This is a genomic window from Pseudomonas aylmerensis, assembly GCF_001702265.1.
In the GTDB taxonomy this organism is placed as follows: domain Bacteria; phylum Pseudomonadota; class Gammaproteobacteria; order Pseudomonadales; family Pseudomonadaceae; genus Aquipseudomonas; species Aquipseudomonas aylmerensis.
Genome location: NZ_MAUE01000048.1, coordinates 134,926 through 158,550 on the forward strand (window position 1 = coordinate 134,926; position 23,625 = coordinate 158,550).

Sequence of the window (23,625 nt, forward strand, 5' to 3'; positions counted from 1 at the left end):
CGTTCCCACGCGGAGCGTGGGAACGATCGAGCCACAAAAAAGCCCGGCTCTTGAGCCGGGCTTTTTCATTCAAGCAACTGCAATCAAGCGCCGTAGACCGGCAGCTTCTTGCAGATGGCCTTGACCTTCTCACGGACCGCGTCGATCACGGCTTCGTTGTTCAGGTCTGCCAGGATGTCGCAGATCCAGCCGGCCAGTTCCTTGCACTCTGCTTCTTTAAAGCCACGAGTGGTCACAGCCGGAGTACCGAAGCGCAGGCCGGAGGTGACGAACGGCGAACGTGGGTCGTTCGGCACGGAGTTTTTGTTCACGGTGATGAAGGCTTTGCCCAGGGCAGCGTCAGCATCTTTACCGGAGATGTCCTGCTTGATCAGCGACAGCAGGAACAGGTGGTTCTCGGTACCGCCGGAAACCACGTCGAAGCCGCGTTCGATAAACACGCTGGCCATGGTCTGGGCGTTCTTCACCACTTGTTGCTGGTAAGTCTTGAACTCAGGCTGCAGGGCTTCCTTGAAGCAGATCGCTTTAGCTGCGATCACGTGCTCCAGCGGGCCACCCTGGGCGCCCGGGAAGACGGCGGAGTTCAGCTTCTTCTCGATGTCGGCGTTGGCGCGCGCCAGGATCAGGCCGCCACGTGGACCGCGCAGGGTCTTGTGCGTGGTGGTGGTCACGACGTCGGCGTAAGGCACTGGGTTCGGGTAGACGCCAGCGGCGACCAGACCGGCTACGTGAGCCATGTCGACGAACAGGTAGGCGCCGACTTTGTCAGCGATCTCACGGAAGCGTGGGAAATCCAGGATCTGCGAGTAGGCAGAGAAACCGGCCACGATCATTTTTGGCTTGTGCTCGACCGCCAGGCGCTCGACTTCGTCGTAGTCGATCAGGCCGTTGGCATCGATACCGTATTGAACGGCGTTGTACAGCTTGCCCGAGGAGGAAACGCTGGCGCCGTGGGTCAGGTGACCGCCGTGGGCCAGGCTCATGCCCAGGATGGTGTCGCCGCCTTGCAGCAGGGCCAGGTACACGGCGCTGTTGGCTTGGGAGCCGGCGTGTGGCTGGACGTTGGCGTAATCGGCGCCGAACAGTTCCTTGGCACGGTCGATGGCCAATTGCTCAACCACGTCGACGTACTCGCAACCGCCGTAGTAGCGCTTGCCTGGGTAGCCTTCGGCGTACTTGTTGGTCAGAACCGAGCCTTGAGCCTCCATCACCGCAGGGCTGGTGTAGTTTTCCGAAGCGATCAGCTCAATGTGCTCTTCCTGGCGCACGGCTTCTTGCTCCATGGCGGCGAAGAGATCGGCGTCGTACTTGGCAATAGTCAAATCACGGCTGAACATGGCGGTCCTCAAGGATCGGGGGCAGAAAAGGAGGGCATTCTAACCCAATGGGTTTTAGATGGCATATGAAAGGACATCATGTCGCGGACAAGCGGGGCTCATCTGGGGATAGGTGGTGTTTGTTCGGGCCCCTTCGCGAGCAAGCCCGCTCCCACATTCAATCGGGTTCCTTCAGGTGGAATACGGTCTAATGTGGGAGCGGGCTTGCTCGCGAAGAGGCCATCCGCATCACCTGAGGATTTCAGTCGAACATGAACAGCGCATCATTGCTGAATTGCGCCTCGAACCGATTCGCCGGCATCGGCCGGCCGAACAGGTAGCCCTGCACCTCGTCACAGCCGTGCTCACGCAGGAAATCCAGTTGCTCATGGGTTTCCACGCCCTCGGCGATCACTGCCAGGTTCAGGCTGTGGGCCATGGCGATAATGGCGCGGGCGATCTGCGCGTCCTGCTCGCCGGACGGCAGGCCATCGACGAAGGTACGGTCGATTTTCAACACGTCGATGGGAAATTGCTTGAGGTAGTTGAGCGACGAATAGCCAGTACCGAAGTCGTCTACCGCAATGCTCAGGCCGAGGTTTTTCAGGCTGTCGAGGATGTGCATGGCTTCGTTGACTTCGCGCATCAGGATACTTTCGGTCAGCTCCAGCTCCAGGCACGCCGGCGGCAGGCCGGTGTCCTTGAGGATGGTGGCGATGCGCGTGCCCAGTTGGCCGTCGGAGAACTGCCGCGCGGAGATGTTCACCGAGACTTTCGGCACGCGGACCTTGTTCTGGTGCCAGGTCTTGAGCTGGCGGCACGCCTCGCTGATCACCCAGTCGCCCACGTCGACCACCAGGCCCAATTCCTCCAGCACCGGGATGAAGTCGCCCGGTGGCACCAGCCCGCGACGCGGATGGCGCCAGCGCAGCAGGGCCTCGGCGCCGGTCAGGCGTTTGCCGTCGCCGCTGAACTGCGGCTGGTAATAGAGTACGAATTCGTTCTGGTCCAGCGCATGGCGCAGATCGCTTTCCAGCTCCAGGCGCTCCAGGGCGCTGGCGTTCATGTCGGCCTGGTAGAACTGGAAGTTGTTTTTGCCGCGTTCCTTGGCGTGATACATCGCCGTGTCGGCGTTCTTCATCAGTTGGCTCAGTTCGTTGCCGTCCTGCGGGCTCAAGGCGATGCCGATACTCGCGGTCACGAAGAACTCGCGGCCTTCCAGCACGAACGGCTTGACCAGGCTGGCGAGGATCTGCTCGGCCACGTGGATCGCGCGGTTCAACGCCATTTCGCGGTTGACCCGTGGTTGCAGGAGCAAGGTGAACTCGTCGCCGCCCATGCGTGCCACGGTGTCGTCTTCGGCCACGCAGCCGAGCAGGCGGGTCGCCATTTCCTTGAGCATGCGGTCGCCGGCGGCGTGGCCCAGGGAGTCGTTGATCGGTTTGAAGCGGTCGAGGTCGAGGAACATCAACACCACCCACGACTTCTGCCGCTCGGCCGACTGCAGCGCAGTGTGCAGGCGGTCCTGGAACAGCGTGCGGTTGGGCAGGTGGGTCAGGGCGTCGTAGTACGCCAGGCGGTGGATACGCTGTTCGCTGGCCTTGCGCTCGCTGATGTCACTGAAGAAGCACACGTAGCTGGCCAGGTCGCCTTCGTCGTCGAACACCGCCGTGATGCCGACCCAGGCCGGGTAATGCTCGCCGTTACGGCGCTTGAGCCAGACTTCGCCTTCCCAGGTGCTGTGCTGGTGCAGTTGCTTGAGCACGTAGCGCAGGTGGGCTTCCTGTTGTTCGTCGACGGTGAGCATGTTCGGCAATTGATCGAGGACATCCGTCACCGCGTAGCCGCTGACCCGGCTGAACGCCTCGTTGGCCTGCACGATATAGCCGGCCGGGTCGGTGATCAGGATCGCCGAGGTGGAGTGCTCGAATACCGTGGCCGCCATGCGCAGGTCTTTTTCGGCGCGGCGTTGCTGGCTGATATCACGGCCCACGCCGAGGATGCCCTCGAAGGCGCCGTGCTCGTCCCAGACCAGCACCAGGCGCAGTTCGATCGGCACTTTGCGACCGTCGGCGCGCAGGCAGTCGAACAGGAACAGCTGGGTCTGTATTTCATCACGCAGGCGGTTCAGCGCCTCGGGATCGCCGAGTGCGCGGCTGACCTGTTCCACCAGGCTGTAGATGCCGGTCAATTGCTGCGGGTTGGCAATGATCGATTGCCAGCCGTTCTTGAACACCCATTCCACGTCGTAACCGAGCACCGCGTTGACCGACGGGCTGATGTAGTTGAGGGCCAACTGGCTGTCGGTGGAGCAGATCACGTCGCTGATGCTTTCGGCCAGCATGCGGTAGCGCTGTTCGCTGTCGCGCAGGGACTCGCTGGCTTCGATCTGGTCGGTGATGTCCTTGGCCACGCCGATGATGCGCGTGACCAGCGCGGTCTTGTCCCGGGCCAGGGCCTGCTCGCGGATATCAAATCGTCGCCACTGGTTATTGCGATGGCGAAAGCGCAGCTGGCATTGCAGTTGGGTGGTGTAGCCGATCTCGCGCTGTTGCTGGCGCAAGTCGTGGTAATGCTCGGCGTCCTCGGGGTGCAGCAGGATTTCCCAGAAGTACTCGCCCATTTGCTGCAGTTCGGCCTTGTTATAGCCGAGGGTGTGGCCCAGGTGGTGGTTGCTGAAAATCATGCGCTGGCTGATCACATCCTGCACATACAGGTGGTCGGGCACGGTGCGCACTACATCCGACCAAAAGCTTTCACGCTCCACCAGCGACAGTTCGATCAGCTTGCGGCTGGTGATATCGCTGATGCTGAGGATCACTGCCTTGAAATCATCCTGTTGCTCGGGCAGGCGCATCACCAGCCACAGGTATTGCTCGTTGCCGGCCACGTCCTTGAGCTGGATTTCCAGCTCCAGCTGGTGCTGTTGGGTGAGCACGGCCTCGAGTATCTGGTAGCCGATGGAGGTGGCGTTGCGCGGGCAATCATCGACCAGCCGCTCCCAGGCTTCTTCGCAGGAGCCGACATTCAACAGGCGCACCGCGACCTGGTTGACCTCGGTGATGCGCAGTTCCTTGAGCAGTTGCTGGCGTTCGAGCGGGTTGTCCTGCAGCCAGGCCTTGAGCTGTTCGCGGGTCTGCAGCTGTGCCCGGTCGAAGCAGGCATTCAGGCCCGACAGGTCGAGCACGCACAAGGCCACGCCGGTGCCTTCGAAAATATCCTGGTAGCGCCGCCGGCCCTCATGCACCTGGCGCTGGCGGCGGCGCATGTTCAGCAGCACGATCACCGGGATCAGGGAAAACGCCAGGCCCAGCAGGCATTTGCCGATGAACGCCGGCAGCAGTTGTTCCAGCACGGCGGTGCGGTCGAACAGCCCGCGCAATTGCCAGTCGCTTTTGCTCAGGGGCGTGACCAGCACGCTTTTATTCAACTCGTCGGGGGTGAGGGCGCTGGCCCACTGGGCCGGCATGCCGCTGTCGCGACTGATGACACGGTGGTTGATGCGGTTCTCGATGGCCCACATGGGGCGCTGGCCCTGGCCGTCCTGGCGGGTGAGGCTGGTCAGGTAATTGGGTGCCAGGCGCAGCACCCAGTACATCCTGGAACCGCCGCTGGGCTGGTGCAGCAATAGATAGATGATGGCGCCGTCGTTGTTGTTGCTCAGGTAGTAGGACTGGGCGTGGCTGCGCTGCACCAGTTCTTCTAGCCAGGGGCCGTCCTGGCTGTCGTTGGCGCTGTCGCTGATCATCGCGCCGCTGGGGGCGAGCAGGGCGATGCTGCGCAGTTCCGGCAGCGAACGTTGCAGGGTGCGCATCAATGCCTGTTGCTGTTCGCTGTCGCGCGGTGGCTCGACCATCGGCAGCAGGTTCAGGGCGATTTTTGCGCTCAGGCCCATATTCAGGCTGATCTGCTCAGCCAGGTCGGCGCTGTAGTCGATGGTGTATTGCTGCTGGTTCTTCTGGTTCTGCTGCAACTGGTCCAGCAGTTGCCAGAACAATAATGCGAGCAACATGAGGACAAGCGTCGCCAACGCGCCTTTGAGGGTGCCGTGCAGGGGCGCTCCCGGCGCTATATGAGCGGCGCGCAGGGGAGTGGGCGGCGTGACTTTGGACAAGCTGTGATCCTGCGGTTTGGCTGGACTGGCGCGCGACGTGCACTATAAGCCGGACGCCCGGAGGGCGGCTAGCATGCCTTGACTTGTGGCAAAGTGCCAGCCCCGCCTGGCTGGACTGGCCCAGCGCATTCAGGTAGCTTTGCCGGTTACGCGGGGGCGTTCCAGCCCCAGACATTCAGGCTTTTTCCGCACGCAGGCATTGATTACCGTCAACGGCCCGCGCGGCGCATGGCCTGGCACGGGCTTCGCCCGCTCAATTCATCAGTCACTGACGCTAGGTTCACCATGGCTCAATACGTCTTCACCATGCATCGGCTGGGAAAAGTTGTTCCGCCGAAGCGGGAAATCCTGAAAAACATTTCGCTGTCCTTCTTCCCCGGCGCCAAGATCGGCGTGCTCGGCCTCAACGGTTCGGGTAAGTCCACGCTGCTGAAAATCATGGCCGGCGTCGACACCGAGTTCGAAGGCGAAGCCCGCCCGATGCCCGAACTGAACATCGGCTACCTGCCGCAGGAGCCGCAGCTGGACCCGGCCAAGACCGTGCGTGAAGTGGTCGAAGAGGCCGTCAGCGTGATCAAGGACGCCCAGGCGCGCCTGGATGAGGTCTACGCCGCCTACGCCGAACCGGATGCCGACTTCGACAAGCTCGCCGCCGAACAGGCCAAGCTCGAAGCCATCCTGCAGGCCGGCGACGGTCACAACCTGGAGCGCCAGCTGGAAGTCGCCGCCGATGCGCTGCGCCTGCCGGCGTGGGACGCCAAGGTCGAACACCTGTCCGGTGGTGAGAAGCGCCGTGTGGCCCTTTGCCGCCTGCTGCTGTCGGCTCCCGACATGCTGCTGCTCGACGAACCGACCAACCACCTGGACGCCGATTCCGTCGCCTGGCTGGAACACTTCCTTCACGATTTCCCGGGCACCGTGGTTGCGATCACGCACGACCGGTACTTCCTGGACAACGTCGCCGGCTGGATCCTCGAGCTCGACCGTGGCGCCGGTATCCCTTACGAGGGCAACTACTCCGGTTGGCTGGAAGCCAAGTCCGACCGTCTGGCCGCCGAATCCAAGCAGCAATCGGCCCACGAAAAAGCCATGAAGGAAGAACTGGAGTGGGTGCGCAAAGGCGCCAAGGCCCGCCAGTCCAAATCCAAGGCACGTCTGCAACGCTTCGAAGAAATGCAATCGCAGGAATTCCAGAAGCGCAGCGAAACCAACGAGATCTACATCCCGGCTGGTCCGCGCCTGGGTGACAAGGTCATCGAGTTCAAGAACGTTTCCAAAGGCTACGGCGACCGCGTGCTGATCGACAACCTGTCGTTTTCGATGCCAAAAGGCGCGATCGTCGGCGTTATCGGTGGTAACGGTGCGGGTAAATCCACGCTGTTCCGCATGCTGATGGGCAAGGAAACCCCGGACTCCGGCAGCATCGAGATCGGTGAAACCGTGCAGCTGGCCTGCGTTGACCAGAGCCGCGACGACCTCGACGGCAGCAAGACGGTGTTCCAGCAGATTTCCGACGGTTCCGACCAGATCCGCATCGGCAACTATGAAATCCCGTCGCGTACCTACGTCGGTCGTTTCAACTTCAAGGGCGGCGACCAGCAGAAGTTCGTCAAGGACCTGTCCGGTGGTGAGCGTGGTCGCTTGCACCTGGCCCTGACCCTGAAAGAGGGCGGCAACGTCCTGCTGCTCGACGAACCGTCCAACGACCTCGACGTTGAAACCCTGCGTTCCCTGGAAGAAGCCCTGCTGGACTTCCCGGGCGCCGCCATTGTGATCTCTCACGATCGGTGGTTCCTTGACCGCGTCGCGACTCACATCCTGGCGTACGAAGATGACTCCCAAGCGGTGTTCTTCGAAGGTAACTACACCGAGTACGAAGCCGACCGTAAAAAGCGCTTGGGCGATGCTGCTGCCCAGCCGCACCGTGTGCGTCACAAAAAACTGGCCTGATTCGGGTGGGTGGTTAAAAAGCGGAGCCTTCGGGCTCCGTTTTTTTTGCGTGTTGCTCAGGCAGACCGAGTTGAATTCATTCGCGAGCAAGCCCGCTCCCACATTCGACCGCATTCCAAAGTGGGAACACATGTCAAATGTGGGAGCTGGCTTGCCTGCGATAGCGGGTTAACTGTTGGTGCAAGGCTTGGATTGAAATCCTCATTAAGGTGCAAAAACCGCCTGCATTTATATCCAATGCACCATTTAAATTCACAAAAGCGACATTTCGCCCTGTCGCGGTGCGACATGAATTGATAAAGTCCGGGACAAATCTCCTTTAACGACAATAAATTTGCCGAGACTTTCATGATCGAATCTGTCGAATCCTTCCTTTTGCGCCTCAAGAAACGCGACCCCGACCAGCCGGAATTTCACCAGGCGGTAGAAGAAGTCCTACGCAGCTTGTGGCCGTTTCTTGAAGCCAACCACCACTACCTGACCTCGGGCATCCTGGAGCGCATCTGCGAGCCGGAGCGCGCGATTACCTTCCGGGTCTCGTGGGTGGATGATCATGGCAAGGTCCAGGTCAATCGCGGGTTTCGCATCCAGATGAACAGCGCCATCGGCCCCTACAAGGGCGGCCTGCGCTTCCACCCGTCGGTGAACTTGGGTGTGCTCAAGTTCCTCGCCTTCGAGCAGACCTTCAAGAATTCCCTGACCTCCTTGCCCATGGGCGGCGGCAAGGGCGGTTCGGATTTCGATCCCAAGGGCAAGAGCGACGCCGAAGTCATGCGCTTTTGCCAGGCCTTCATGAGCGAGTTGTACCGCCATATTGGCGCCGACGTGGACGTGCCGGCCGGCGATATTGGCGTGGGCGCCCGTGAAATCGGTTTTCTGTTTGGCCAGTACAAGCGCCTGAGCAACCAGTTCACCTCGGTGCTGACCGGCAAGGGCATGACCTACGGCGGCAGCCTGATCCGCCCGGAAGCCACCGGGTTCGGCTGCGTGTACTTCGCTGAGGAAATGCTCAAGCGCAATGGCCAGCGGGTCGAAGGCAAGCGCGTGGCCGTTTCCGGCTCCGGCAACGTGGCGCAATACGCGGCGCGCAAGGTGATGGACCTGGGCGGCAAGGTGGTTTCCCTGTCCGATTCCGAAGGCACCTTGTACGCCGAAAGCGGTTTGACCGAAGAGCAATGGTCGGCCCTGCTCGAACTGAAAAACGTACAGCGCGGCCGTATCAGCGAGCTGGCCGAGCGTTTTGGCCTGGAGTTCCGCAAAGGCAAGACCCCTTGGGAGCTGGCCTGCGATATCGCGCTGCCCTGCGCCACGCAGAACGAACTCGACGCCGAAGCGGCCCGCACCCTGCTGCGCAACGGCTGCATCTGCGTGGCCGAAGGCGCCAACATGCCGACCACGTTGGCGGCGGTGGATATCTTCATCGAGGCGGGCATTCTGTTCGCGCCGGGCAAGGCGTCCAATGCCGGCGGCGTGGCCGTCAGCGGCCTGGAAATGTCGCAGAACGCCATGCGCCTGCTGTGGACTGCCGGTGAAGTGGACAGCAAGCTGCACAACATCATGCAGTCGATCCACCATGCCTGCGTGCATTACGGCGAGGAAAACGGTCGGATCAACTATGTGAAGGGCGCGAACATCGCGGGCTTCGTCAAAGTCGCCGATGCGATGCTCGCGCAAGGCATCGTCTAGGCCTCGGGTTCGATCACCAGCACTTCGATCAACTGGTCACCGACGGGGCGCTTCCACAGCACTTCGTCGCCGACCTGGGCACCGAGTAACGCGCGGCCCAGCGGCGAGCCCCAGTTGATCAGGTTGGCGGTGGCGTCGGCCTGGTCTTCACCGACTAATTGGATGCGCTGCTGCTCGTCCTGCTCGTTGGCAAAGGTGACCCAATTGCCGATCTGCACCTTGTCGGTAGACTTGGCCGGTGGCACCACTTGGGCGCTCTGCACGCGCTGATTGAAGTAGCGCAGATCGCGCTCGAGATCGGCCTGGCGCTGCTTATCGTCTTTGGCTGATTCGAGGCTGTATTCGTGCTGCAACTGCGCGACTTTGGCCTGCAACTGCGCCAACCCTTGCGCGGTGAGGCGATTGGGTTGCTCGCTGACCTGGCGCTCCACCGGCTGATCGGCCTGGGCTGCAGCGTTATCTTCGTTTACGAAAGCTCGGCTCATGACATGCTCCTCCTATGGAGATTGGGCCATGTTCGCCGCACGATCGTTCCCACGTCCTGCGTATCCGCCTGCAAGGTCGACGCAGACCTATTGCGAGCGATACGCCCTGGCTGCGTCTCTGTCCTTCTCCTGCTGCCACGCACGTTCGCGGTCATCCCAGTGATTGTCCTTGTAGTCGCGCAACTCTTCGTTCTCTCGCATGGCCTTGCACTGACGAAAACCATCCTCCCAGCCTTCGGCGTACTGGCGGTCTTTCAGGTAGCGCGGCACATTCTTGCGAAACTCCCCGGTGATCACCCCAGCAGCCTGGCGACCACTGCTGCAGCCATCATCAAAACCGTCGGCAAACGCCGGTGGATAACCCTTGGCCAACAACTCCTGGTGAGTGGATTGGCAACCCGCCAGCCACACCACCGCACACAGCATTAGCGCATACCGCCACATGGCGTACTCCCTGGCCGTTTCACGGCTGATAGGGAGAGTCTAGAAGGGGATTTGTCGGGGAGGTGTGAAAGGGAGGTGAGAAAGACGTGGGCGAATCCAAAACGTGCCGGCGATGACGGTGGGTCAGTCAGCCGGGCCGTTGCTGATACACCGCTATCGCGGGCAAGCCCGGCTGCCACATTTTGATCATCGCCAGCTTCTGGTCAGTAGTGATACCACTTCACTTCGAGCATCACTTCATTGACCGGCGTCGACAGGTGGCTGTACTCGCGCTGGGCGCTCAGGCGCAGGCCTAGGTTGCGAGACAGTTCCCACTGCTGGTTGAGGCTGAGGCTGCGGCGCACTTCACCGTTGGTGAAGAAATCGCCCTTGGCTTCCAGGCTCAGGTTGCCCAGCGGGTTTTTCCACAGTAAGCCGGTGTTGAAACCGGCTGCCGGTGAGATGGCTTCGCTGAAGTCATTGTTGTGTTCCACGCGCACGGTGCCGAGGGCGAAGCCGAGCATGTCGTCGCTCAGTTGCCAGGTGCCGCCGGCGCCGCCGTTGACGTGGGCGACCAGGGTTTCGTCGTCGTGCTTGCCGGGGACGCGCTCCAGGCCGCCGGTGACTTGCCATGACCACGGCTGCAGCAAGGCATTGCGCGGGGTCAGCGAACGGATGGTCGCCAGGTCCAGTTGCTGCAGTTGCCAGTGATTGCCTTCGTACTGGCGCAGTTTCATCTGCAGGATCTCGATCTGCGCGCCAAGAGGGAAGCCCTCGGCGTTGTCATTGAGGTCGTGGTAGGCCATGCGCAGGCCGTATTCTCCGAACGCCTTGTCGCCACGGGTGCCGATACCGGCTTGCCAGGTGCGCGATTCATGGCCGTTTTCCGGCAAGCCAGGCGGGACGATTTTCAGGTCGGGCGCGGGGTTCTGGTTGATCGCCCGCAGCAGTTCGAAGCTGCGCTGGGAGCGTTCGGTGTCGCGTTCCAGGCCGTTGGCGCGGTAGCGGCCGAGGCGATAGGCGGCGTCGATGATCAGGGCTTGTCGGTCACGAGGCAGGGCTTTGAAGGTGGGCTCCTGCAATTGTTTCTGGTCGTCGCTGACCTTCAATACCCATTGCTGCTCGTCGCTGTCCAGCGGCTTGGCGCGCTCCAGCAGTTCACGTTCACGGGAGGGGCGATAGTCGATTTTCTCGACCAGGCCCGCATCTTTTACCGCCTTGACCGTGTCGGTGGGAATGGCCGTGAGCGGGAATTGCTCGGTCAGGCGCAGGCCAGGGCGCGCCACCTGCAGCAGTTCCAGCAGGCGATAGGAGCAGTTTTCGTCGAAGAAGAAGTAGTCGAACTGGATCTGCTTGAGTTCCCACACATGTTCGACCATGCGCTCGGTCTCGACCTGGGTCAGGTTCAGACGGTATTCCCACAGGTCACGGTTCTCCAGGCTACGGTACTCGGAGAGTTTTTCCTGGTAGGGCACCAGGGCGAACAGGCCGGGGTAGCCGCCCATCAGGCCTTTCCAGGCGTAGAGGATGCTGTTGTCCGAGCCTTCGATGTAGGCGCCGAAGTTGATCGCGTAGCTGAGCAGGGCGGTGTTGTTGCTTTGCACGTCCGCCTGGTCGATGCGCAGCAGGGTGTGGCCGAACATCGACGACGGGCTGTTGAGGTACGCCGCCGGGAAGATCATGACCGCGCTGTGGGGCGCGACGTCCTTGAACCATTGCTTGAATTCTTTGCAGTCCACGGCGGGCAGGTCGGTCAGGTGCAACTGATCCTTGAGCCAGCGGGTACGTGCGGGGTAAACGCATTGGGCGTGTTTCTCACCGAGGCTGGCCGGCAGGTACAGCGCTTCGACGGTGGCCTTGAGTTCCGCGTCCGGGTGGTGGGCGCCATCGGGGGCGAGGAAGAACTTCTTGTCGCTGACATAGCTGCGCCAGCCGCTGATCTTGCCGGCTTCGTAGTGGCCCAGGGACAACCAGAACGGGTCGTTGGCCAATTGCTGCAAACGTTGATCATCAAGATGCGGGGCCGCGAACAGCGGGGCGCAAGCGAAGAGTGCCAGCCAGGCAAAGCGTTTGAGCATAGGGGCAACTTAAGTCGGATAAAGTGAGACCCAAAGGGGGGCGGGTCCAAAAATTAAAACCCGCGCCTCGAGAGGCGCGGGCGGGTCGAGCTTAAGCCTGGGTTGCGTATTTCGCCAGACGGGCATCGCTTTTCAGTACAGCCAGGGTGTTGTTGTGCACGTCGTCAGCGGTCACGTCAGCTTTGCTGAAGATCTGCTGGAAGTGCTCATGGGTAACGGCCGCGAAGTGCTCGCGATCTTCCGGTGCAACGCCCAGTACCACCGCGTAGGTGGTCAGTGCTTCGCCATTGCCTTTGGCCATGTCTTCGGACAGCTCGTTCATCATGCCATTCATGGCAATCCACGATTTGCCGCCGTAGGTCAGGGCGCTGTTGGTGCTGCAACCGTTGGTGCCCGAGGTCATGCCGAAGGTGGCGTTACCGGAGGTACCGTTGGTGGTGGAAGCCAGGAAGTGCGCTGGAGTACCGCGCTGGCCTTCAAACAACATGTTGCCCCAACCGCAGTTCGGGCCACCTGGTGCTTCAGCCATGGCATTGAGGGAGACAACGGTGAAGAGAGTACCAAGAAGGATCCGTTTCATAGCTTTGTTCTCTTTGTGTGCAAACCAATGGACAAGGGTTCAGGCACTTCGTAGCGCCCTAGGGATCGGTTATTAGTCCAACCCGCGCAGTTTGGAGTTTAGGCACGTTCCAAGGGTTCCGTGTGTTTTTATAAAACAATCAGCGTTGTCGCGATTTTTTTGTAGGACGCATCCCGCGTCTATGCTTTCCCACAGGCGCGCCTTGCCATAGCGCGTAACCGGGAGCCAGAATGCCGTCATCTGCCCCGCTTGATGTAAGGAAGCCCGATGCCTGATCCTGTTGCTGCCAGCTTGCGTCTAGCGCCCGAAGCGCTGACTCGCCCTTTCTCCGCTGAACAGTTCAGCTTCTCGACCACCAATGATTTGGAGCCCTTTCGCGGTGTGCTTGGCCAGGAACGTGCGGTTGAAGCCTTGCAGTTCGGTGTGGCCATGCCACGCCCCGGTTACAACGTGTTTGTCATGGGCGAGCCGGGCACCGGCCGCTTTTCGTTCGTCAAACGCTACCTGAAAGCCGAAGGCAAGCGCCTGCAGACCCCGGCGGACTGGGTCTACGTGAATAATTTCGATGAGCCGCGCGAACCGCGTGCCCTGGAATTGCCAGGCGGCGCGGCGGCGGCGTTCATCGCCGATATCAATGGCCTGGTGGATAACCTGGTCGCGACCTTCCCGGCGGTGTTCGAGCACCCGACTTATCAACAGCGCAAAAGCGCCATCGACCGCGCCTTCAACCAGCGCTACGACAAGGCCCTGGATGTGATCGAGCGCCTGGCCCTGGAAAAGGACGTGGCGCTGTACCGTGACAGCACCAACATTGCGTTTACCCCGATGCTCGACGGCAAGGCGCTGGACGAGGCGGAGTTTTCGCAGTTGCCGGAAGCCGATCGCGAGCGCTTCCACACGGATATTTCCGAGCTGGAGGAGCGCCTCAACGAAGAACTCGCAAGCCTGCCGCAGTGGAAGCGCGAGTCCAATAACCAGCTGCGCCAGTTCAACGAAGAAACCATCACCCTGGCGCTGCAGCCTTTGCTCGCACCGCTGTCGGAAAAGTACGCGGAAAACGCCGCGGTCTGTGGTTACCTGCAAGCCATGCAGGTGTACCTGCTCAAAACCGTGGTCGAGCAGTTGGTCGACGACGCGAAGACTGACGCCCAGGCGCGCAAACTGCTGGAAGAGCAGTACTGCCCAAGCCTGGTGGTCGGCCATCCGGTCAACGGCGGCGCGCCGGTGGTATTCGAGCCGCACCCGACCTACGACAACCTGTTCGGCCGTATCGAATACAGCACCGACCAGGGCGCGCTGTACACGACTTATCGCCAGCTGCGCCCAGGCGCCTTGCACCGGGCCAACGGCGGCTTCCTGATCCTGGAAGCCGAGAAAATGCTCGGCGAGCCGTTTGTATGGGACGCCCTCAAGCGTTCGCTGCAGTCGCGCAAGCTGAAGATGGAATCGCCGCTGGGCGAGCTGGGGCGCCTGGCCACCGTGACCCTCAATCCGCAAATGATCCCGTTGCAGGTCAAGGTGATCATCATCGGTTCGCGCCAGCTGTACTACGCGCTGCAGGACGCCGATCCGGACTTCCAGGAGATGTTCCGGGTACTGGTGGATTTCGACGAAGACATCCCGATGGTCGACGAGAGCCTGGAGCAGTTTGCCCAGTTGCTCAAGACTCGCACCTCGGAAGAGGGCATGGCGCCGCTGACCTCCGACGCGGTTGCGCGCCTGGCGACCTACAGCGCCCGACTGGCCGAACACCAGGGGCGCTTGTCGGCGCGGATTGGCGACTTGTTCCAGTTGGTCAGCGAGGCGGACTTTATCCGGCACCTGGCCGGCGACGAGATGACGGATGCCGGTCACATCGAACGTGCGCTCAAGGCCAAGGCCACGCGGACGGGACGTGTGTCGGCGCGGATCCTCGACGACATGCTCGCCGGGGTGATCCTGATCGACACCGCTGGTGCGGCGGTCGGCAAGTGCAACGGGCTGACGGTCCTGGAAGTGGGGGATTCGGCATTCGGTGTGCCGGCGCGGATTTCCGCCACGGTGTATCCGGGCGGCAGCGGCATTGTCGACATCGAGCGTGAGGTCAACCTCGGGCAGCCGATCCACTCCAAGGGCGTGATGATCCTCACCGGTTACCTCGGCAGCCGTTATGCCCAGGAATTCCCGCTGGCGATCTCCGCGAGTATCGCGCTGGAGCAGTCCTACGGTTACGTGGACGGTGACAGCGCGTCGCTGGGCGAGGCCTGCACCTTGATTTCGGCGTTGTCGAAGACGCCGCTCAAGCAGTGCTTTGCGATCACCGGCTCGATCAACCAGTTCGGTGAAGTGCAGGCGGTGGGTGGGGTCAACGAGAAGATCGAAGGCTTCTTCCGCCTGTGCGAAGCCCGCGGCTTGACCGGCGAACAGGGCGCGATCATTCCCCAGGCCAACGTCGCCACGCTGATGCTCGACGAGAAGGTCTTGCAGGCCGTGCGCGATGGGCAATTCCACATCTATGCGGTGCGCCAGGCGGATGAGGCGCTGAGCCTGCTGGTGGGCGAGGACGCCGGTGAGCCGGACGCAGAAGGCCAGTTCCCGGAAGGTACGGTCAATGCGCGCGTGGTCGAGCGGTTGCGTGCGATTGCCGAGATGATCAGTGAAGACGACTTGAAAGAAGCGGAGAAGGAGCTGGCGCAACAGGCCTTGGCCGAAGCCAAGCCGACCTGATTGTCTTGTTAAAGCGCTATTAATGTGGGGGCTGGCTCGCCTGCGATGGCGGTGTGCCTGGCGAAGAAAATGCCAGCAATACCGCCGCCTTCGCAGCCTCGCTGGGGCTCGACAACTCCCACACTTGGGCTGCGTCGCGTCGGATATTGCGATCACACAGGGGATTGAAATAACTCTGGCACCGCCAATCCCCTGTAGGAGCTGTCGAGCTTTAGCGAGGCTGCGAAAGCGGTGTCCCAGGCGCAGAAAACGCCAGCAATACCGCCGCCTTCGCAGCCTCGCTGGGGCTCGACAACTCCTACACTTGGGCTGCGTCGCGTCGGATATTGCGATCACACAGGGGATTGAAATAACGGGGCACCGCCAATCCCCTGTAGGAGCTGTCGAGCTTTAGCGAGGCTGCGAAAGCGGTGTCTCAGGCGCAGAAAATGCCAGCAATGCCGCCGCCTTCGCAGCCTTGCTGGGGCTCGACAGCTTGCTCCTACACTTGGGCTGCGTCGCGCCGGATATTGCGATTCACCTAGGGGATTGAAATCAGGCCGACACCGCAATCCCCTGTGGGAGTTGTCGAGCTTTAGCGAGGCTGCGAAAGCGGTGTCTCAGGCGCAGAAAAGGCCAGCAATACCGCCGCCTTCGCAGCCTCGCTGGGGCTCGACAGCTCCTACACTTGGGCTGCGTCGTGTCGGATATTGCGATCACACAGGGGATTGAAATAAGGCCGACACCGCCAATCCCCTGTAGGAGCTGTCGAGCTTTAGCGAGGCTGCGAAAGCGGTGTGCCAGGCGCAGAAAATGCCAGCAATGCCGCCGCCTTCGCAGCCTCGCCGAGGCTCGACAGCTCCTACACTTGGGCTGCGTCGCGTCGGATATTGCGATTCACCTAGGGGATTGAAATCAGGCCGACACCGCAATCCTCTGTGGGAGTTGTCGAGCTTTAGCGAGGCTGCGAAAGCGGTGTGCCAGGCGCGGAAAATGCCAGCAATGCCGCCGCCTTCGCAGCCTCGCTAAAGCTCGACACTAGCTTCCTCATGGGAACAACGGTGCCTTGGAACACCGATAAAATCGCCACATTTTTGACTCGTCTATAGAGGCCCAACGCCCGTTGGTCCCTACAACCTTGGTTTGCACTGGTTTTATTCTATTCTCTGATCAAGGGATATCCACAGGAGTCGCTGGATAGAAACAGCCTCGCCATCGGCTGAGGTTGAACACCGATCTACCGAGGGTCGCCGCCATGCCGCGCAACCTTTGCCTTACCCGCCAATGCCTGGGCCTGGTCACCCGTATCGAATGCTCCATTCGCCCTCTCGCGGGGGATAACGGGCTGTGGACCCTGCTGTTTGCTGCCGGAATGACTGGCGAGCAGCCTTCCACCATCAAGTCCCAGGGCCCGTTTCATGGGCCCTTCGTCGCCGAAACCATTCTGCAATCGATCGTCGAAAGCCTGACCCTGCACGGCTATGAACTGGCGGATGACCCGCAGATCTGGTGCCTGCACCTGCAGGCCCATCTGCGGCAACTCAACGGTGGGCACGAGCGCCTGGCGCTCTAGCCGGGTTACTTGCTCTCGGGCTTGTCCAACTTGACCTCAAAGCCGTACTGCACGGTGCTCAGGTCGGTGCGCTGGTAGCTTTCCAGCGCAGTGGGCTGGCCGTAGAAGTAATGCACATCAAACATCGCTGTGCCGTATTCCTCGGCGCGATGGCTCACGCCGAGAATTTCCTTGAGGTAGTTGCCGCTCGCGTCCTTGGCATAGAAGCGCCAGCTGTCGGCGGGGAATTCCTTCTGGTCGACAATCAGCGCGTTGTCCTTGAGCGACAGCCCCTTGGGCAGTTTGGCGACGTCAATCTCAGCCTTTTGGATGGTGGCCAAAAACAGCGGAATCGAGCCCACCACGTACGCCGGGTTTTCCGGGAACAGGTTGAGGTCGTAGGTGAGGGTGCCGCGCGCCGGGTTCAGTTCAAACGCTTCGGTGGGCAATTCGATCGGCTCGCCGCGTTCACCTTTGTCGTCAGCGGTGAAGAAGGTTACCGGTGATTCGCTGCTGTTGCGCTCGCTGCCGACCAGGTCGTCATTGAACGTGAACGGATGGTCGAACACGATATGTGCGGCGCTGGCGTCTTCGACGGACTGGCTGATGGTGACGCTGTTTTTCAGTTGATCCTCGGTCATGGTCGCGTCCTTGAGCCAGCTGGCGGCACCGTCGTCATACACGGTGACCGGCATGGGCAAGGCTTGGACGGTCTTTTCCAGGCTGTTCTTGTCGAAGCGCTGAACCGGCAGGTCGAGGTCCTTGCGGGTGAGCGTGGCCGTGGAGAAATCCAGCACGTTGATCTGCAGGTTGTCGATCAGGCCGTTGAAATACACCTTGGCGTAATGGCTGGTCTGCTTGTGTTCGAAGGCTTTCTGCTCATCGGTCAGCTGTTTTTCAAACGCATCCGACCAGGCCTTCTGCTTTTGCATCTCGGCCAGTTGCTTCTCGTAGAACTCGACTTGCGCGGCGCTTTCGTTGATTGAGCCGGAGCGTGTGAGGAATTGCCCGGTGCTGTCGCGTGCCTGCACCAGCAGGGGGTTGGGCGACTCGTCGCCGACTTCCGGCGCCAGCGGTTGGCTGTTGGTCAGCTCGATCTCGGCGTAGTTTTTTTCCAGAAGCACCAGGTTGACCGTGATATTGCCTTCGGTGCGCTTGTGGCCCACGTCCTTTTTCGACAGGTCGAACGTCAGCACTTTGCCCGGCGCGACCGCTTCCACCGTACCTTTGAGGCGGACCGGCTGCGGCTGGCTTTTGTTTTCTGTCTCGATGCCATCGATGAACGGGTAGGTCACCGTCAGGTCATCCGGGTTGGTCAGGTTGGAGCTGCTGGGGCTCAGCTGGATGCCCGGATCGGTTTCCGACCATTCGGGCTGAAACGGCACGACCTTGTTGTTGCTCAAGGTGACCGACTGCCACTCCAGGCCATGGGGAAAGGGGAATTGCTCGGGGGTGTTGAAGTTGAACGGGAAGACCGGCTGCAGATCCGTCAGATAGTCGGAGTGCGAGGCCTTGCGCAGCACGAACAGGCCATTGATGTAGGTGTCCACCAGCGCCTGGGGCGTGGGGTAATGCTTGAGCAGGGCCAGGCTGTCTTCGCCGTATTCGGCTTCGATGGGCTTGGTCGCGAGTTTGACCCGCGCCCGTTCCAGCAACAGCAGCGAGCCGCCGAGGTCGGCGATGGCGTCGCGCAGTTTGGGGTCCTGGATGCTGTCGAGGGAGTGTTCGAATTTTGCGGTTTTCTCTTCGAGGGTGGTCTGCTTCTGCTCATCGCTGGGGGAGCAGCCGCTGGCCAGCAGCAATGCCGCGCACAGGCCGAGACTGGCCAAAGGGGATCGCACATCCATCATCTGAATTCTTCCTGTCCGACGTCATGGAGCCGAGTTGATGGGCTCGACACTAGCAGAAAAATTCTCTTACAGATGCCGCACAGGTCAGTTTTCTCGCGGTTACAGGTGTTTGGTAGCGGCTGGTATACTCGCCGCCATTTTTAGCCAAGCTGTGTGAGATCCAATGGAACGCTTTATCGAAAATGCTATGTACGCCTCGCGCTGGCTGCTGGCGCCGATCTATTTCGGCTTGTCCCTCGGGTTGCTGGCGCTGGCGCTGAAATTTTTCCAGGAAGTGATTCACTTGCTGCCGAGCGTGTTCTCGATGGCCGAGTCCGAGCTGATCCTGGTGCTGCTGTCGCTGATCGACATGGCCCTGGTCGGTGGCTTGCTGGTGATGGTGATGATTTCCGGCTACGAGAACTTCGTCTCGCAGCTGGACATCGACGACAACAAGGAAAAGCTCAACTGGCTGGGCACCATGGACTCTTCGTCGCTGAAGATGAAAGTCGCGGCGTCCATCGTGGCGATTTCCTCCATCCACCTGCTGCGCATCTTCATGGACGCCAAGAACGTCGATCCGCAACACCTGATGTGGTACGTGATCATTCACATGACCTTCGTGGTCTCGGCGTTTGCCATGGGTTACCTGGACAAGGTCACCAAGCACTGATGCCCCGCGCCGGCCTTACTGCTCGATGAAGTAGTAAGGCTGGCGGTTGATCGCCATCTCCTTGATGACCGTGACCTTGGTGGTTAAATCGTTGGTGTGGTCCAGCAGCGCAACGTTGCCGGGCCTGGCGGTCAAAAAGCGCTGCAGCTCGGCTTCGGTCTGCAGGATCGGCAGATAGGCCTGGGTGTAGAACACGCTGGCGCCGGCAATCCGCTCATTGGGCTGAAACAACACCACCTCCTTGCCTTCGGCTTGCAGTGCCTGGATCTGACTTATCAACGGCACGAACGACTGGCGCACGTCGGCTTTGGGCGCGAACCAGAAGGCGGCTATCAGGTAGCAGGCGATCGCCAGGGTGAACACGCCGCCCACCAGCCTGGTGTGGTGTTTATACAACCCCGGTTTGTGGGTCTTGAGCCATTCCAGCAGCACCCGTGCATATTCTGCTGCCAATACCGCGGCGGCTGGCGTGAGCGCCATCAAGTACACCGTGCGTTTGCTCGACGCGAAGGTCAGCAGGGTGAACTGCGCCACCAGCCACACGCTGAAAAACAGGTGGTAACGGTTGCGCACCAGGCTTTTACGGAAATGCCACAGGCCCAGGTACACCAGGATGTTCCAGGGCAGGAACGCCTCGGGCAGCTTCGCGATGTAGTAGTAGATCGGCTCGTAGTGCCCCGCCTCGACAAACGAGCCGCTGAAGCGCCCGACGCTGTTGGTCCACAACACTTCTCCCACCGCCTGCATGCCGCCGCGCTGGAACAGGAAGCCCAGCCAGATCATCAACGGTATCAGCGCCAGCAAAGTGAAGAAGGCCGGCTTGAGCCAGTCGCCTATGCGCAGGCGTTTGTCCATCAGGCTGGTGCTGGCCAGGTACACGAAGATCACGATACCCGGCATCGCCAGGCCCAGCACGCCCTTGCTCAAGGTGGCGATGACCATCCCCACGGTAAACAGGGCCCAGGGCCAGGCGTTGCCGCCTTGACGCTCGGACTCGGGCCGCATCGCCTCATAGAACGCCAGCAGCGCGGTGGTGACGCCCAGGGTCAGTAGCGAGTCCTCACCCACGCCGCGCACATTGCCCCAGTAACTGGCCATGGTCGCGAGGATCAAGGCGGCACTGAATGCCAGCGTCTTCGGCCGTCCGAACGTGCGCAGCATGCCGTAGAGCAGCATCACGCTGAACAACCCGGCAAAGGCCGAGGCCAGGCGCACCGCCCAGGTGGTCCCGCCGAACAGGCGAATCGCCCCGGCGTCGATCCACAGGCTCAGCGGCGGTTTCTCCAGGAAGGGCTCGCGAAACAACTGCGGCACCACCCAGTTGTTGTCCAGGTGCATGGCCATGGCGATCCCGGCCACACGAGCTTCGGTGGAGCCTTGCAACTCATGGTTGCCCAAGGCAAAGAAGAACAACAAACCAGCAAGCAGCAACAGCAGAGGAGCGGGACGCGTCATGGGTTCTGGCTACCAAGGCAGGAGGACCGTCCGGGGGAACGGTCATTGCAATTGGCTAGTATCCGTCGGCGTTTCTGAATATTTCGTGAACGAGTGTCGGATTTTTTTAAAGTGCACCCAGACCCTCACGGGGCCTTCAAACTGGGGACTGCGGCCCTGCCTTGCGCCGACAGCACCGGCTCCAGTTGCTCCCAGGTAAAGCTCAGCTCGTTGTCACAGCCGTCGCCTTGGGCGGGTGTCGAGAGTTGCAGGCCCTGGGTGTTGAAGCTCAAATCGAACGTGGAATAGCTGGTCACCGCCGGACACCCTTCGTCGGTGGTGGTCTGTTTGGCCAGCCACGCGCTGAAGTGGGCGGGCAGTTTGACTTGGCCCGAGTAGGGGGTGTCCCATTGCTCGCGGCCTCCCAGCCACGTCCACGGGTCGACCTTTTCGCCGGTTTGCAGGTTCCAGCTGTGCAGGCCCCAACTGATTCCACCGCGCCCGTAGCCCGCCGACCAGCGATAGAAACGCACGGTGATCCAGTGTGCTGACCAGTACGACGGCTCCACCGTGATCTCGCTGGTCGTGGTACCGCCGCTCTGGTCCAGTGAGTTGCGCCGTTCCCGGTAGAAGTCGGTCTGGCCCTCTGGATTAATGGCCATGCGCGCGAGATCGCGGTTGATCTTATCGATCGCTTCCCCGTCGCCTTCAAGTTTCAGGATGACCTGCCCACCTTGGGTCTTCCTTGATAGGCATGCTCGGCGAAGGTCTTCTTCTCGACCTTTACCGCAGGCGGCGCGGCTTCAAGAGGAAGGTTGTAGGTGTCGCTCGCGCACCCGTCGGCGTCTGCGCGTTTCAACACCAACGCCAGGCTTTTACCACCCAAGGCTTTGCTCCAGGTGCCGGTCAGCGAGTCGTCTTGCGGGTCGTCCAACTGCCAGAAGCCGGTTTGCCCTTCTTCCACCCACGGCTCACTGGCATTGGCCTGAGTCAGCTGAATGGGCGTGAGAATACGTTGGTAGTAGTAACTGCCATTGGCGCCGTGGGCACCGTTGAAACAGACGGTGATCGCGGATTTGCCCAAAGTGCCCGTCCAGACGCCAGCGAGGTCGGCGGCGGTTGCGAGCACTGGGGCGCAGGCGAGGGTGAGGGTGAGAACAGCGAGGGGCTTCAGCACGGGTATCGGACTTCCGGTTGTCTGATAGAGGCGGTCAGGGTAATGGGAAGTGCGGGGGAGTCCAAGAGGGCAGGTGCCACGCTCAGTAAGAAACTCCTAACCAGTCTCTAATGAGAAGTATTATCATGTGTGACTTTCCTTAGCCGTCCCCTGGATATCACACCGATGGCCTCATCTTCTTCTGCCCATCAGGTCGTGGGCGAACTCTACGCCCAACATCACAACTGGGTGGTGCAGTTGCTGCGGCGCAAGTTGGGTGGGCAGGAACAGGCCCTGGACCTGGCGCAGGATACCTTCGTGCGGATCTTGAGCAGCGGCACCGTGCCGGTTTTCCGTGAGCCGCGTGCTTACCTCACGACGGTTGCCAGTCGATTGTGCGGGCAGTATTTCCGTCGTCAGGCGTTGGAGCGTGCATATGAGCAGTCACTGACAGTCCTGGAACCTGAACACATGCCTTCGCCGGAAACCCGCTTGCTGGTGCTTGAAGCATTGGACTCGGTAGGCCAGGTGCTGGATGGCTTGGGCAGCAAGGTGCGCGAGATTTTCCTGCTGTCGCAGCTGGACGGCCTGACTTATCCACAGATCGCCGAACGCATGGACCTCACTGTGAATGTGGTGCAAAAAGCCATGCTCAAGGCCTATCGCCACTGCTACCTGGCGGTGTACGCGGGATGAACCGTTTCAAGCCCGCCAACGATCAACCCCTGGACGAACGTGTGCTGGATCAGGCGTTGAACTGGATGGTCGCCCTGCAATCAGGCACTTGTAATGCCGCCGAGCAGCACGCCTGCCAACAATGGCGCAACGAGCACCCGCAGCATGAACTGGCCTGGCAGCGCTTGGCCGGACTCAGCCGCGACATGCGCGTCAACACCCACGCGCTGTCCGCGTCCAGTGCCAGGCAATTGCTGCAGGCGCGCAGTGTTCCGTCGCGGCGCACGGTCCTCAAGGGTTTCGCTGGTTTGAGCGTGGCTACCGCGCTTGGCTTGAGCGTACGCGAGCGGGTGCTGTTGCCGGAGCTGTTCAGCGATTACCACACCGCTACCGGGGAGCGACGGCATCTGCGTTTGGCCGATAACGGCGAGTTGCAATTGGATACCCGCACCGCGGTGGACATCCGTGGTGCCCACCTGACGCTTAACCTCGGCAGGTTGCTGTTGATTACTGGCATAAGCGCTGGCACTGCGGTCCAGACGGCCAATGGCTGGGTACGACCGGAGGCGCTGTCGCGGATGATCATCAGCCACGACCTGCCTCGCCAGCAGGGCACACAGGTGCAGATGCTGTCGGGTAGCGCCTCCATCGAACCTTCGCACGGCGCCAGCCTCCTGCTCGGCACGGGCCGCCAATTGAGTTTCGACCGTTTGCAGGGCGGGCCGCTCGCCACCGTGTCATTCAGCGCAGACGCCTGGACCCAAGGCCTGTTGATCGCCGAGCGCATGCCGCTGGTCGAAGTGCTTGAGCAACTCGACCGCTACCGACGCGGCGTACTGCGCTGTGACCCCGCCGTGGCGGGTTTGCAGGTGTCAGGTTCGTTTTCGCTGGACCAGCCTGAGGCCAGCCTGGACCTGCTGGCCAAAGTGTTGCCCGTCCGCGTGCAGCGGGTGTTTGGCTACCTGGCCACTGTCGTGCCGGCCTGACCT

At 61.1% G+C, this 23,625-nt stretch carries 15 protein-coding genes and 1 pseudogene; 7 read left to right on the top strand and 9 right to left on the bottom strand.

Annotated elements, in window-relative coordinates; all coding sequences use genetic code 11:
* Positions 1-83: 83 nt before the first annotated feature.
* Both glyA and BBG20_RS30890 read right to left on the bottom strand, forming a co-directional pair.
* A complete protein-coding gene (gene glyA, locus BBG20_RS30885; RefSeq protein WP_065910203.1) occupies positions 84-1,337 on the bottom strand; it encodes a serine hydroxymethyltransferase in 1,254 nt (417 codons plus the stop codon).
* Between the two features lie 241 nt (positions 1,338-1,578).
* Complete coding sequence (locus tag BBG20_RS30890; RefSeq protein ID WP_065910205.1) at positions 1,579-5,430, bottom strand: sensor domain-containing protein; 3,852 nt, start codon at positions 5,428-5,430, stop codon at positions 1,579-1,581.
* Positions 5,431-5,715: 285 nt separating this feature from the next.
* Here BBG20_RS30890 and ettA point away from each other — a divergent pair, with 285 nt between their 5' ends.
* Positions 5,716-7,380: an energy-dependent translational throttle protein EttA gene (gene ettA / locus BBG20_RS30895; protein ID WP_025859215.1), complete on the top strand. Its 1,665-nt coding sequence runs from the start codon at positions 5,716-5,718 to the stop codon at positions 7,378-7,380.
* Positions 7,381-7,728: 348 nt separating this feature from the next.
* Positions 7,729-9,066 (top strand): NADP-specific glutamate dehydrogenase, encoded by a 1,338-nt coding sequence (gene gdhA, locus BBG20_RS30900; RefSeq protein ID WP_065910207.1) that lies wholly within the window; start codon positions 7,729-7,731, stop codon positions 9,064-9,066.
* Here the strand turns inward: gdhA and BBG20_RS30905 are convergent.
* From BBG20_RS30905 to BBG20_RS30920, 4 genes are all read right to left on the bottom strand, one after another.
* Positions 9,063-9,551, bottom strand: coding sequence for a GreA/GreB family elongation factor (locus tag BBG20_RS30905; RefSeq protein WP_065910209.1), 489 nt, complete (start codon positions 9,549-9,551; stop codon positions 9,063-9,065). The genes gdhA and BBG20_RS30905 overlap by 4 nt on opposite strands.
* An 87-nt stretch (positions 9,552-9,638) precedes the next feature.
* Entirely contained in the window at positions 9,639-9,995 is a 357-nt protein-coding gene (locus BBG20_RS30910) for a hypothetical protein (protein ID WP_065910211.1), read from the bottom strand.
* Between the two features lie 203 nt (positions 9,996-10,198).
* On the bottom strand, positions 10,199-12,052 hold the full coding sequence (locus BBG20_RS30915) for an Lnb N-terminal periplasmic domain-containing protein (RefSeq protein ID WP_065910213.1): 1,854 nt from the start codon (positions 12,050-12,052) through the stop codon (positions 10,199-10,201).
* A gap of 91 nt (positions 12,053-12,143) precedes the next feature.
* Positions 12,144-12,632, bottom strand: a complete 489-nt coding sequence (locus BBG20_RS30920) for a DUF3015 domain-containing protein (RefSeq protein WP_016973832.1) — start codon at positions 12,630-12,632, stop codon at positions 12,144-12,146.
* 267 nt (positions 12,633-12,899) lie between these two features.
* On the opposite strand from BBG20_RS30920, the gene BBG20_RS30925 reads away from it, so the two are divergent.
* Complete coding sequence (locus BBG20_RS30925; RefSeq protein WP_065910214.1) at positions 12,900-15,338, top strand: Lon protease family protein; 2,439 nt, start codon at positions 12,900-12,902, stop codon at positions 15,336-15,338.
* Between the two features lie 1,234 nt (positions 15,339-16,572).
* On the top strand, positions 16,573-16,890 hold the full coding sequence (locus tag BBG20_RS30930) for a PA4575 family protein (protein ID WP_065910216.1): 318 nt from the start codon (positions 16,573-16,575) through the stop codon (positions 16,888-16,890).
* Positions 16,891-16,895: 5 nt separating this feature from the next.
* Here BBG20_RS30930 and BBG20_RS30935 read toward each other — a convergent pair whose 3' ends face one another.
* Complete coding sequence (locus BBG20_RS30935) at positions 16,896-18,719, bottom strand: hypothetical protein (RefSeq protein WP_083221513.1); 1,824 nt, start codon at positions 18,717-18,719, stop codon at positions 16,896-16,898.
* A gap of 163 nt (positions 18,720-18,882) precedes the next feature.
* Here BBG20_RS30935 and BBG20_RS30940 point away from each other — a divergent pair, with 163 nt between their 5' ends.
* Complete coding sequence (locus BBG20_RS30940) at positions 18,883-19,371, top strand: TIGR00645 family protein (protein WP_010206662.1); 489 nt, start codon at positions 18,883-18,885, stop codon at positions 19,369-19,371.
* Between the two features lie 15 nt (positions 19,372-19,386).
* Here BBG20_RS30940 and BBG20_RS30945 read toward each other — a convergent pair whose 3' ends face one another.
* Both BBG20_RS30945 and BBG20_RS30950 read right to left on the bottom strand, forming a co-directional pair.
* Entirely contained in the window at positions 19,387-20,826 is a 1,440-nt protein-coding gene (locus BBG20_RS30945; RefSeq protein WP_065910218.1) for an ArnT family glycosyltransferase, read from the bottom strand.
* Between the two features lie 125 nt (positions 20,827-20,951).
* Positions 20,952-21,982 (bottom strand): annotated as a pseudogene (locus BBG20_RS30950) (hypothetical protein).
* 165 nt (positions 21,983-22,147) lie between these two features.
* On the opposite strand from BBG20_RS30950, the gene BBG20_RS30955 reads away from it, so the two are divergent.
* Both BBG20_RS30955 and BBG20_RS30960 read left to right on the top strand, forming a co-directional pair.
* Entirely contained in the window at positions 22,148-22,657 is a 510-nt protein-coding gene (locus BBG20_RS30955) for a sigma-70 family RNA polymerase sigma factor (protein ID WP_065910220.1), read from the top strand.
* On the top strand, positions 22,654-23,622 hold the full coding sequence (locus tag BBG20_RS30960; protein WP_065910222.1) for a DUF4880 domain-containing protein: 969 nt from the start codon (positions 22,654-22,656) through the stop codon (positions 23,620-23,622). Before BBG20_RS30955 ends, BBG20_RS30960 begins: the two co-directional genes overlap by 4 nt.
* Positions 23,623-23,625: the final 3 nt, after the last annotated feature.